Origin of the sequence: Plantactinospora sp. WMMB782 (genome assembly GCF_049179135.1) — a bacterium.
Taxonomy (GTDB): domain Bacteria; phylum Actinomycetota; class Actinomycetes; order Mycobacteriales; family Micromonosporaceae; genus Plantactinospora.
Map to the genome: position 1 here is coordinate 7,514,948 of NZ_JBMHMC010000007.1, position 12,596 is coordinate 7,527,543.

General features: G+C 72.0%; 7 protein-coding genes. 2 read left to right on the forward strand and 5 right to left on the reverse strand.

Annotation, left to right across the window (positions count from 1 at the left end):
- The first annotated feature begins 11 nt into the window (after positions 1-11).
- Positions 12-1,421: a PLP-dependent aminotransferase family protein gene (locus ACN28A_RS35550; protein WP_421403029.1), complete on the forward strand. Its 1,410-nt coding sequence runs from the start codon at positions 12-14 to the stop codon at positions 1,419-1,421.
- A 48-nt stretch (positions 1,422-1,469) separates the two neighbouring features.
- On the opposite strand, the gene ACN28A_RS35555 is transcribed toward ACN28A_RS35550, so the two are convergent.
- Positions 1,470-2,675 (reverse strand): FUSC family protein, encoded by a 1,206-nt coding sequence (locus tag ACN28A_RS35555; protein WP_421403031.1) that lies wholly within the window; start codon positions 2,673-2,675, stop codon positions 1,470-1,472.
- 75 nt (positions 2,676-2,750) lie between these two features.
- A complete protein-coding gene (locus ACN28A_RS35560) occupies positions 2,751-4,916 on the reverse strand; it encodes a glycogen debranching N-terminal domain-containing protein (protein WP_421403032.1) in 2,166 nt (721 codons plus the stop codon).
- Between the two features lie 187 nt (positions 4,917-5,103).
- Between ACN28A_RS35560 and ACN28A_RS35565 the strand changes: the two genes are divergently transcribed.
- Complete coding sequence (locus tag ACN28A_RS35565; RefSeq protein WP_421403034.1) at positions 5,104-6,552, forward strand: condensation domain-containing protein; 1,449 nt, start codon at positions 5,104-5,106, stop codon at positions 6,550-6,552.
- Positions 6,553-6,606: 54 nt separating this feature from the next.
- Here ACN28A_RS35565 and ACN28A_RS35570 read toward each other — a convergent pair whose 3' ends face one another.
- From ACN28A_RS35570 to ACN28A_RS35580, 3 genes are all read right to left on the reverse strand, one after another.
- The gene (locus ACN28A_RS35570) at positions 6,607-7,500 is read right to left on the reverse strand and encodes a TIR domain-containing protein (protein ID WP_421403036.1); all 894 of its coding nucleotides are present in this window, start codon (positions 7,498-7,500) and stop codon (positions 6,607-6,609) included.
- A gap of 171 nt (positions 7,501-7,671) precedes the next feature.
- On the reverse strand, positions 7,672-10,470 hold the full coding sequence (locus ACN28A_RS35575) for an immune inhibitor A domain-containing protein (protein ID WP_421403038.1): 2,799 nt from the start codon (positions 10,468-10,470) through the stop codon (positions 7,672-7,674).
- A gap of 356 nt (positions 10,471-10,826) precedes the next feature.
- Positions 10,827-12,542 carry a dihydroxy-acid dehydratase gene (locus ACN28A_RS35580; protein ID WP_421403040.1) on the reverse strand — a complete coding sequence of 572 codons (1,716 nt, stop codon included), beginning with the start codon at positions 12,540-12,542 and terminating at the stop codon, positions 10,827-10,829.
- Positions 12,543-12,596 lie beyond the last annotated feature (54 nt).

Here is a 12,596-nt window from a genome sequence, read left to right on the forward strand (position 1 = left end):
GCTCCAATCCCGTGCCAGATTCCCAGACCAATTCGGCGTGGGCGACGCTGCTGGAGATCGACTCCACGGACCCGGGCCGGCGGCCGCTGCACGACCGGCTGACCCGTGCGCTGCGGGCCGCGATCCGGGACGGCCGGCTGGCGACCGGTGCCGCCGTACCGCCCAGCCGGACGCTCGCCGAGGACCTCGGCTGCTCGCGGTGGGTGGTGACCGAGGCGTACGCGCAGCTGGTCGCCGAGGGATACCTGACGGCCCGGGTCGGCTCGGCCACCCGGGTCTCGTGGTCGCCGCAGACCGCCCCGGCCCGCCGCCGCGCGGTGCCGGGGCCGGCCCAGCCACCGGTCCGGTACGACCTGGCCCCCGGACTGCCCGACCTGCGGGCCTTTCCGCGCCGCCGGTGGACCGAGGCGGTGCACTCGGTCACCGGCTCGGCCGCGCGGTACGACCTCGGCCCGCCGGACCCGGCCGGCCATCCGCGGCTGCGCGGCACGCTGGCGGAGTACCTGCGGCGCTCGCGCGGGGCCGACACCCAGCCCGGGTCGGTGCTGGTCTGCGCCGGCATCACCGACGGACTGTTCCGGATCTGCCGGGCGCTGCGGGCCGAGGGTGTCACCGGGATCGCGGTGGAGGATCCGGGCTGGGGCCGGCTGCGGGACGCGGCGACCAGCGCCGGCCTGCGGATCCAGCCGGTCGGGGTGGACCAGGACGGGGTACGGGTGACCGAGCTGGACCGGACCGGCGGGGCCCGGGCCGTGGTGGTCGGCGCGGCACACCAGTTCCCGACCGGGGCGGTGCTCAGCCCGGACCGGCGGGCCGAACTGGTCCGCTGGGCCCGGACGGTCGACGGGTACGTCGTCGAGGACGACTACGACGCCGAGTTCCGCTACGACCGCCGGCCGATCGCGGTGATGCAGGGCCTCGATCCGCGCCGGGTGTTCCTGGTCGGCTCGGTCAGCAAGACTCTGTCGCCCGCCCTCGGCCTGGGCTGGACCGTCGCACCGCCGGCCCTGCTGTCGGTGCTCGGGTCGGCGAACGCCGTAGCGGCGCCCCCGCCGGTGCTGGACCAGCTCGCCCTGGCCACCTTCGTCGACCGCGGCTGGTACGACACGCACCTGCGCGCCGCCCGCCGCCGGTTCCGGACCCGCCGGGACGTACTCGTGCGGGAACTCGCCGCCCGGGTGCCGGACGGCGAGGTGGCCGGCACGGCCGCCGGCCTGCACATCCTGCTGCACCTGCCGGCCGGTACCGACACCGCGACGGTGGTCGGCCGGGCGGCGGCCGCCGGACTGCGTCTGGTGGACCTCGACGCGTACCGGGCGGAGCGGGCCGGGCCACCCGCGCTGGTCCTCGGCTACGGCAACATCACCGACGCCGAGATCCCACCGGCGGTCGCCCTGCTGCGGGCGGCACTGGACCGGTAGGCGCCGGCCGCCCGAATTGCTGAGCGGCGCGGCTCGGGGCGGAGGTCGCTAATCGGGTAGGGCCTCCGCGTCGACCGGTGCCTCCCGGGCCGCGTCCCGGCCCACCGCCCAGCGAACCAGCCGGTTGGCCTCGGCCCGTTCGATCCCGGTGGCCCGGAGCAGGTCGCTGGCGGTGGTGCGCACCTGGGCCACGACCACGCTGCCGGAGAAGCCGACCCCCTCGTCGTACGCCCGGCCGGCGGCACTGACGGCGGAGAGCGCGCACTGCCGGGCGGACTTGGGCAGGGTACCGACGCCGAGGTCCTGCCGGAGCATCCGGACCGCGTCGGCGAGAGCCGCCACCGCCTCCGGTAGCGAGGACGGCCGGGGCTCGCCGTCCTCCAGCGCGGTCACCGCCCGGCGTACCAGGGTGCCGCTGTTCTGCACGGCGTGGTTGATGAACTCGGCGCCCTCGAAGTACTGGGTGAGGGCACCCCGGCGGTGCCAGCGGGCCGGCGAGAGGATGGTGGTCTCCCGGCCGCCGTGCAGCGCCTCCTCGAGACCGTCCATGTACTCCTCGATCTCGGTCATCCGTTCCAGTGCCCGCTGGGCCCGGCGGGCGTCGTCGGTGGCCAGCGCCTCGGCCGTCTCCGACAACTGGTCGGCGAGCCGGTTCAGCGCCGGCCGGGCCGCCCGGTCGACCAACCGCAGCGGGTTGACCGGCAGCAGCAGCGCGATCACCGCGAGGGCGATGAAGCCGCCGACCAGCGCGTCGATGACCCGCAGCGACTCGATGTCCGGCGACGCGGGAGTGAGGGCGACGATGAGTACCGCGGTCGCCGCCGCCTGGTTCACCACCGCCGGCCCGCCGCCGAGGAAGATGGTCAGCACGATGCCGAGGGTCACGACGACCCCGAGCTGCCATGCGCCGCTGCCGATGACGAAGATCAGCAGGTCGCCGACGCCGATCCCCACCGCCACTCCGATGATGAGTTCCACGCTGCGCCGCAGCCGCTGGCCGACCGAGGAGGCGACGGTGCCGATCGCGGCGATCGGCGCGAAGACCGGATCGGGGTTGCCGAGGAAGTGCCGGGAGACGATCCAGGCCAGTGCGGCGGCCAACCCGGCCTGGACGGCGAGCGCCAGGTTGAACCGGGTGGTGTGCCAGCGGTCCCGGACGGTGGCCTCGCCCCGATCGCGCAACTGGCCGAGGGCTTCGGCGATGCGGGCCTGGTCGAGATCGAAGCGGTCGACAGTGCGCCGGGCGGAACGCATGGCCCGGCTTACCCGGAATCGCCATCTTCAACCACCAGCGCCCAGCGACCGGCTTCAGGGACATCCGGCGCAGGTTCAGGGCACCAGGCGCAGGTGGCCCTGCCGGCCGTTCGCCTCGACCTCCCAGCACCGGCCGAAGCCCTGCACCCGGTCGAGCTGGATCCGGCCGAGTCCCTCGGGCACGTCCGGGTCCAGGACGAACCGTCCGTCCCCGGCCCGGAGGCCGAACATGGTCCGCAGGAAGAGCAGCGGGGCGGCGCTGGCCCAGGCCTGCGGGTTGCATGCGGTCGGGTACGGCACCGGCACCCGGCCGAACGAGCGGTCGTAGCCGGAGAACGCCTCCGGCAGCCGGTTGTCGGAGAAGCGGGCCGCCTCCAGCATCGCCATCACGATCCGGTTCGCCTCCGTCCGGAAGCCGTACCGGGCCAGCCCGTGCGCGATCAGCGAGTTGTCGTGCGGCCAGACGGTGCCGAGGTGGTAGCCGATCGGGTTGTAGCCACGGTCGGCGGTCGACAGCGTACGCACGCCCCAGCCGGAGAAGAGTTCGTCGGACATCAACTGCCGGACCACGACCCCGGCCCGTTCCGCCGGCACGATGCCACTCCACAGCAGGTGGCCCATGTTCGAGGTCATCGCGTCGATGGGACGCTTGTCCCCGTCCAGGCCGAGGGCGTAGTAACCGCCGCGCGCCTCCAGCCAGAAGTCCCGGTCGAACCGCTCGGCGAGCGCGGCGGCCTCGTCCCGGAGTCGCCGGGCCAGCTCCGGGTCCGCGTACGGGCCGTCGGCGAGTTCGGCCATCCGCAGCTTCGCGTCGTAGGTGTAGCCCTGGATCTCGCAGGTGGCGATCGGCAGCACCGGTATCGTCCCGTCGGCGGACTGCACCCCGTTCCAGGAGTCGCGCCAGCACTGGTTGCCGAGCCCCTGACCGGACCGGGTGGCGTACTCGACGTAGCCGTCGCCGTCAGCGTCGCCGTACTCGTCGATCCAGCGCAGCGCCGCGTACGCGTTGTCGCGCAGCTCGTGCAGCAACCCGTCGTCCCCGGTCCACCGCCAGTACTCCGAGAGCAGCACCAGCCAGAGCTGGGTGGTGTCGGCGGCCCCGTAGTACGGGTTGTGCGGCATCACGCCGAGCCGGGTCAACTCGCCGCTGCGGTACTCGTGCGGCATCTTGCCCGGTTCCCGGTCGGTGAAGTCGTCCCGGTCGGTGGCCTGGTGCTCGGCGAGGGTGAGCAGGGTGCCCCGGGCGAGTTCGGATCCACCGATCATCGCCTGGTAGGCGGTGATCACCGAGTCGCGCCCGAAGAGGGTGAGGAACCAGGGCAGCCCGGCGGCGGTGATCACCACCCGCTGCCCGGAGACCTCCTTCTCGACCCGCATCGAGACCAGGTCGGCCACGGACTGCTGGTACACGTCGCGGAGCAGGTCGGAGTCCGCGTGCAGGACGGGCCGACTGGCCCGCCACCGGCTCGTCGAGTCGTCCTTGCCGTCGGCGGCGAAGACCTCGCCGAACTCGCGGCGGCTCGGCACCACGTCGACGTTGACGTACCGCAACGGGACGTGCAGTTCGACCTGCCAACTCTCCCCCGGGGGCAGGACCAGGTCCCAGACCAGGTCGTCGCCCTCCACCCGGTCCGCCGGCGGGAGCGCCACCACCTGGGTACGGACGGCGAACTCCCCGTTCTGGTAGCCGAACCAGAGCCGGGAGCCGTCGGCCAGGTGGTCCCGGGCGATCTGCCCGGACCGGTCCCGGAGCCGCTCCTTGATCTCGAACAGGTCGGCGAAGTCGACGTCGACCGCCAGCCGCAGCTCTATCGACACCTCCTCGTCGGCGAAGCACTGCACCGCGATCCGCTCGAACATCCCCTCGCCGACGAACCGCTGCCGGCGGATCCCGATCCGGTTGGCGGGCAGGCCGGGCAGTTCGGCGTTGGCCAGGAAGAAGGCCGCCGAGTACGGGTCGACCGCGCTGGAGCCGAGCAGCAGCGGCCGGGCGCCGCCCAGCAGTAGCTGCCAGCGGCTCAGGAACCGGGTGTCCTCGTGGACCAGCCCGCCGATCGAGCCGGGCGGCACGTCCCCGACCGCGTCGGAGAGCATGAACGACAACCCGTCGAGTACGCCTATCGCGTCCGGGCCGAGCTCGGGCGGCAGGTCGCGGTCCGTCCCGCTCGGTGTCCGGCCGGCCGGCACCGGTTCCGGAGTCGGGTCCGCGGGAGTCGGTCGGCGCTTACCGGTCGTCGTCACGCGCACCTCCGAACGGCGACGCGGATTGCGGGCGTATAGCCCGTAATGTACCGGCCGATCTCCGGCCGCAGGACCGAACCACCGGATCCCCGGCAGACGGCCACCTGCGCCTCGGCGCCGGGCCGGACGCCGGCCTGTCCAGTCCGCCTTCAGTCTCCGTCCAATCGATCTTGTGATGGTCGATACGATGACACCGACCTTCCCGCTCTCCTTCGCCCAGCAGGGGCTGTTGCGCGCCGACCGGCTCCGGACCGGTCCCGACGGGCTCCCGACCGGGCGCGGCCACGTGCTCGGCAGGTGCTACGACGTCGACGGCGACCTGCGGCTCGCCGCGCTGCGACACGCGCTGGCCGCGGTGGTACGCCGGCACGCGGCGCTGCGCACCGTCTTCCGGGCGACCCCGGACGGGCCGGTGCAGCGGGTCGGACCCGCCGGCCCGGTACCGCTGCGGATCGTCGACCACAGCGACCGGCCGGCCCTGTTCGCCGGGGCGCTGGCCGAGGCGGAGCGGGCGGTGCTGGCCCCCTTCGACCTGGTCGGCGGGCCACCGGTCCGCTTCCTGGTGCTGCGGCTCGCACCCCGCCGCCACCTCTTCGCCGTCGCGGTCCATCCGCTCGTCGGGGACGGCCGGTCGATCGAGATCATCCTGCGGGACCTCGGGCTCGGCTACCTGCGGGCGCTGGCAGACGGCCCGACCAGGCTGCCGGAGCCGGCGATCGGATACCTCGACTGGGTGGTCTGGCAGCGCCACCAGCTCTGCGGCATCCGTCGGGCCGACCTGCGCGCCTGGTGGCGGTCGGCGCTCGCCGACGTACCCCGGGTCCTCGACCTGGCCGCCCCGCTACCGCGCCGGACCGGGCCGCGCGTCCGGGGCGGCCGGCTCGGCGTGCCACTCCCGGCGGCGACCCGGCACGCGGTGCACGCCCTCGCCAGCCGGGAGCGCGCCACACCGTCGGCCGTACTGCTCGCCGGCTACGCCGCGCTGCTCGCCCGGTACGCGGGAGTGCGGCGGCTGCTTGTCGGCATCCCGGTGGCGAACCGGGAGTACCCGAGGACCGCCGAGGTCGTCGGGCGCTTCGTCGACACCCTGCCGGTGCCGGTCGACCTGACCGGGGCGCCCACCTTCGCCGAACTGGTGCGCCGGACCCGACGGGCCATGGTCGGAGTGCTCGAACACCAGGATCTCCCGTTCGAGCAGCTCGTCGCCGACCTCGCCCCGGCCCGGGACGGTGACCGGCCGCCGCTGGTGCAGGTGTGTTTCGGCCACCGGACCGCGGACGCGCCGGCCGGAACGCTCACCCTGCCGTCCTGCACGGTGACCGAGATCCCGCTCGACACCGGCGGCGCCACGTTCGAGCTGACGTTGTCGGTCGACGAGTCCACGGCGGACGGCACGGTGTCGGTCGAGTACGACGCCGACCGGTTCACCGCGTCGTTCGTCGGGGGGCTGCTGCGGGCGTACCCGGTGCTGCTCGACGCCGCCACCGACGCGCCGGGCACCGCAGTAGCCGAGCTGCCGCCGCTGCCGGCCCGGACGCCTGGTGCGAGCGGACCGGCGTCGAGCCCGGCGGCGGGTATCCGGTCTCCGGCCACCGGGCAGGCGGCTGCGGCAGGCCGCCGGCTCCTCGACGGGTAGCCAGCGCGTCGGTGCGATCGGAACCGGGCCCGGTCCGGCGGGTGGACGGCCCGGCTACCTGTTCGACCTCGTGCGGACCAGGTGCTGAATGGCGATGAAGGTCGACAGGAGAGCAACCTCCCTTTGCAGCATGTGGGCGCGAGGAAACGCTATCTCCTGCCCCCGTCCGGAGACCACGAGCCAGTCGTAATCCGTCCAGTCGTCATATCCGTAGACGGTCTCGGAACCTTCGGTGAAAGAATACTCGTTGATATCCGCATAACGGAAGCTGATATTCTTCGCGCCAAGCCAGATGCGGATGCCCCAGGTCGTGAACGCGATGTCCGAGGTGCCGTTGAGCCTCCGCCAGCGTCCGAACGCGATTATCTCCTCCGACTCCGGGATGTGCCGCCTCTTCCGCAGCTTCCGCATCGCCGACGGGTCGAAGTTCAACGAGCCGTTAGCGATCAGCAGGCGCCTGACCTGCTCCAGGAAGCTGTCGGCGTAGAGGCCGTCGGCCGGCGGCGTCTGCTGGTCGTGCGACTGACCGAGTCTCAGCTTGCTCAGCGCGAGTTCGGCCACTTCCCGTGCCGAGATGACCCTTGCGTCGAGGTAGGCCAGTGTCGGCCGAAGACCCGGGATCGTGGTGTCGTCGAACCGCACGGGCAGTATGTAGTCGCCGGCTTGGGCGACGGCGCGGGCCTGGGCACTCTCGCGCTCGTGATTCGTCCAGATCTTGCTGGCATACTCCCGCGACGCGAAGACTATGCAGTACTTGGCCTTCGTCCGGTAGACCTCGTCGAGGTAGTCGTAGAGGTTCTTTCCCCAGATCTCGGCCTTTCGGTCCTGATCGTAGAAGACGGTCACCCCCGAACTCGCCAGGGTCTTCGCCACCTCGTCGACGTACTCCCGCTGCTCGCTCGCGTAAGAGAGCGAGAAGTCGAACTCGTAGGACTCGGTTCCTGTCACCCGGGACGCTCCTCGTCCGAAATCACGTCCACACCGAACATGGTGCGGAGATCCCACGACAGGCCCTGGCGATGACCGTGCCTGGTGACGCACGGCGGCGGGGCCGCCGCCAGCGGGTTGCTGGCGGCGGCCCCGCGTCGAACGATGGATCTCCTCCGGTCGCGTCCGCCGTTAGGGTGCGGCGGGCGGAACGACCTTGACGACCGCCCACTGGTTGCGGTGGCCGGGCTGGAGCAGGTCGAACCGGACACCGAAGTTCAACCCGACCTCGCCCGGGTTGCCGGTGCCGGTCTGCACCCCGCCGCCCAGGTCGATGCCGTACTGGCTGCGCGCCGGCTTGCCGTTGCGGTCCACGATCCGCACCGAGTACGGCGCGTTGTCCTTCGAGGGCACCACGACCGACGCGTCGGCGTCCCGGAAGAAGAGCGGGCTCTCGGCGTCGAGGTCCGGCCGGTACTCGATGCCCGGGTACCAACCCTTGCTGTCGGTGAACGACTTCACCCCGGGCTGCGCCTTGAACTTGGTGCAGTACGCGCTGAACGGTTCGTTCGGCGCCTCGTAACACTCGGTGAACGGGTACGTCTTACCGAAGCCGAACGCCGCGTTCGACGACTGTGGCCGGGACGGCAGGTTGTCCAGCAGCGACGGGTCCTTGGCCGCCGCCGTACCCGTCCGGCGGTACGGGTCGAAGTGCGAGTCCACGATCAGCAGGCCGCCCTTGGCCCCGATGCTCGGCGGGTCGTAGAGGTTGTTCAGCACCAGGTTGAGGTTGCCGTAGCTGGTGTCCCGATACCAGACGAGCATGCCCGGGGCGTTGTACGGCACCCGGTCCACCTTCCAGGCACCGTCCCGGTTGTAGTTCGTCTGGTACGCGTACTTCAGGCCCTCGTCGAAGCCGTCGTGGTTACGCCACTCGGCGAGGTAGTAGTGCGCGTAGGAGAACTCCCCGGGCGAGATGCTCCAGCCCGTACCGGTGGTGGTGGTGAAGCTGCCCACCGTGGCGGTCCAGCCGTTGGCGCCGCTCTCCACGTCGTCGGACCAGGTGGTGGCACCGTCCGCGGTCACCGAGAAGTCGTCGGTGAACCAGCCGGTGTCCTCGAACGCGGCGTCGGTGGCGTACCGCAGCCGGAGTTGGACGGTCTGCCCGGCGTACGGCGTCAGGCTGACGTAGTCGTGCCGCCACTGCCCGCCGGTGCTGCCGGTCAGGCCGTACTTCTTGTCGCCGTAGTCGTGCAGCCGGCCGTTCGGGTCCGGGTAGCCGTCGTCGGTGGAGACGAGGTTGCCCTCGGCGTCGAAGACCTTCTGCTCGGTCCAGGTGCTGCCGCCGTCGGTGGAGACCTCGACGAACCCGAAGTCCCAGTCCTCCTCGATGGAGTAGTTGTTCCACAGCCAGAACCGCACGTCGGCGCCCGCCGGCACCGTCAGGTCGCGGGTAAGCCGGACGTCGGCCCAGGACTGGTCGTTGTTGGTCCACCACTGGCCCTCGCCGCTGTGCGGGGTGGAGAGGCTGATCTGCTTCGCCGGCAGGTTCACCCGGACGCCGTCCTCGGTGCCGACCGGGGTCCGCGAGGTCTGCCCGACCTTGACCCGGGCCGGGTCGTCGCCGGGGTTCAGGATCACCGGGTCGGCCCAGCCGAGCACGAACTTGTCCCACAGACCCATGTGGGTGGGGATGCCCTGGAAGATCGGGCCGGTGTGCGAGCCGGACGACATCAGGTCCCAGAAGTCGACGTCCGAGTCGCCGCCGGAGCCGATGTCGTAGAGGTCCGGCAGGCCGAGGTCGTGGCCGTACTCGTGGGCGAAGACACCGACGCCGGAGTCCTCCGGCTGGACGATGTAGTTGCTGATCATCTTGTCGGTGCCCGGGATGGTGTAGCCGGGCACGATCGCCGACGAGTGCGCCCAGATCGCGTACGGGCCCTCGGCGCCGCCGCCGCCGGACTTGTCCTCACCGGCGTGCACCAGCACCAGGTGGTCGACGACGCCGTCCGGCTCGTTGAAGTTGCCGTCGCCGTCGGCGTCGGCGGTGTCCTCGATGTCGTAGTCGGCCCACGGGAAGTCCGGGTTCTGCGCGGCCAGCACGTTCACCGCGTCGACCCCGAGCGCGCTCGGCCCGGCCGGGTTGTCCGGGTGCCCGTTCATGTCCTGGCTGGCCCCGGCCTCCCAGGTGCCGTCGACCTGGGTGCAGGTGTCGGCGCCGTACCACGCCTCGGAATGCGGCACGGTCACCCAGGGGGTCGCCTGGCCGTCCACCGTGTACGCGCCCTTGGACATCTCCAGGTACATGTTGCGCATCGTGTAGCCGCGCAGGTCGATGCCACGCCGCCCGTCGGGGCCGCGCAGGTCGGTGCGGACCCGTTCGGTGATGCCCTCCTTGGTGTAGAGCATCTTGTTGTAGAACTCGGTGGAGAAGTCCGGCACCCACATCGAGTTGTTGTCCGGGTGCGACGCCTTCGCCGGGTTCGGGATGTTGTTGTGCAGCGGCCCGTTCTGCACGTTGCCGGGCACGCACTCCCGCTCGTTCTGCGGGGTGGTCGCGTCGTCGAACGTCGCCCTCGGCACCATCACGCCAGTGAAGTCGTCGTCCGCGTCCGGGTTGAACTCCACAAGGATGGTCAGCAGCTTCGCGACCTGCGTCTCGTCGGCCTGCTTGTAGCGGATGTGCCGGGGGTTCCTGCCGGTCCGGATCGCCTCGGCCTCGGTCTTGGCCAGCCCCCGGGCCGCCACCGGGTTGCCCTCGACGAACTTCCGGCCGTACGCGCTCACCGGATCGGGCTTGGCCCGCTTGATCTTGCGCTTACCGCCCTGGACCACCACCTCGGTCCCGTCAGTGGGCCGCTCGACCTTCGGGTCGACGTAGTTGATGTAGTAGTCCCGCTCGGTCGGCGTGAACCGGGCCGCCCGGTCGGCACTCGCCGGTCCGGCGCCGCCGACCGCCACCCCGGCCGCCGCGACCAGCAGCACGGGCACCGAAGCCGCGAGCAGGCGCCTTCGGCCGCCGGCCCATCTTCTCCCCCCGCTGGCTGTCCCTTGTCGCACGTCCCTCCCCTTCCGCGCTGCCCTGAGCCCTTCCACGCTGCTCAGAGCGAACAATCACCCCGCGCATCCGTGCGGACACGCGGGCAACGACAGGGACGCTATGCGACGGCACGGTCATGGACAACCACCGCTGTCCTTTCCGGAGCACACACCCGTGCAACGCCGGGCAGTCCGCTCTTCTCCGTCCATCAGGTACTTTGCCGGTCACCATCCGGGCCGGCGGCGAGTCGTGGACTCCGGCGGTGGACGGTGCGACGCCAACGACGAATCGTCGACGTCTGAGGTGGTCAGTGCGATCCGCGGGCCACCTGGTCACCGCTGCCGCCGACCAGGAAGTCCAGGTCGGCCCCGGTGTCGGCGCCGAGCACGGTGTCCACGTAGAGGCGTTCCCAGCCCCGGGCCGGCTGGGCCAGCGCGGCCACCATCGCCGGGGCGGGCGGCCGGGTCGCCAGTTCGTCGGCCGGGACGTCCACGTCGAGCCGGCGCGCCGCCACGTCGAGCACGATCGGGTCCCCGGTGCGTACCCGGCCCAGCGGCCCACCGGCGGCGGCCTCCGGCGCGACGTGCAGCACCACCGTCCCGTACGCCGTGCCGCTCATCCGGCCGTCGCAGATCCGGACCATGTCGCGTACGCCCTGGCGGAGCAGCTTCTCCGGCAGCGGCAGGTTGGCCACCTCCGGCATCCCCGGATAACCCTTCGGCCCGCACCCGCGCAGCACCAGCACCGAGTCGGCGTCGACGTCGAGGTCCGGGTCGTCGAGCCGGGCGTGCAACTCCTCGATCGAGTCGAAGACCACCGCCCGGCCCCGGTGCCGGAGCAGCTGCGCCGACGCGGCGGCGGGTTTGATGATCGCGCCGGCCGGGGCGAGGCTGCCGCGCAGCACCGCGATCCCCGCCTCCGGCATCAGCGGCGTGCTCCGGGGCCGGATCACCTCCGGGTCACTGATCTCGTGCCCGGCCAGGTAGTCGCCGATCGGCCGGCCGGTCACCGTCGGAGCCGCCGCGTCCAGCAGGTCGGCGACCTGGTTCAGCACCGCCGGCAGGCCACCGGCCCGGTGGAAGTCCTCCATCAGGAACCGGCCGGCCGGTTGCAGGTCGACGAGCAGCGGTACGCCGCGGCCGAGCCGGTCGACGTCGTCCAGGGTGATCGGCACCCCGACCCGGCCGGCGATGGCCAGCAGGTGCACGACCGCGTTCGTCGAGCCGCCCAGCGCGGCCAGCGCGACGACCGCGTTCCGGAACGACGCCCCGGTCAGCACCTCGCTGGGCCGGCGCTGCGCCGCGACCATCTCGACGACCAGCCTGCCGGTGGCGTGCGACCGGGCCAGCAGCCGGCTGTCGGAGGCGGGCAGTCCGGCCGTACCGGGCAGGGTCATCCCGAGCACCTCGGCGAGCAGGCCCATCGTGGAGGCGGTGCCCATGGTGTTGCAGTGGCCCCGGCTGCGGATCATCGACGACTCGGAGTCGAGGAAGCCGGCCGGCGAGAGGGTGCCGGCGCGTACCTCCTCGGAGAGCCGCCACACGTCGGTGCCGCAGCCCAGCGGCACGCCCCGGAAGGTGCCGGTGAGCATCGGGCCGCCGGGCACCACCACCGCCGGCAGGTCGACCGAGGCGGCACCCATCAGCAGCGCCGGGATGGTCTTGTCGCAGCCGCCGAGCAGCACCACCCCGTCGACCGGGTTGGCCCGGATCATCTCCTCGATCGCCATCGCGGCCATGTTGCGCCAGAGCATCGCGGTCGGCCTGACCTGCGTCTCGCCGAGCGAGACCACCGGCAGGTTGAGCGGAACCCCGCCGGCCTCCCAGACGCCGTTGGCGACGCTCGCCGCCACTTCGTCCAGGTGCCGGTTGCAGGGGGTGAGGTCGGACGCGGTGTTGGCGATGGCGATCTGCGGCCGTCCCTCGAACGCCGAGTCCGGCAGGCCGCGCCGCATCCAGGCGCGGTGCAGGTAGGCGTTGCGGTCCGAGCCGGCGTACCACTTGTCGCTCCGGAGTGCAGGCATACTCTCCATTATCAAGAACAACTTCGGGTACGTCCTCCGCCGGCCCCGCCGTTC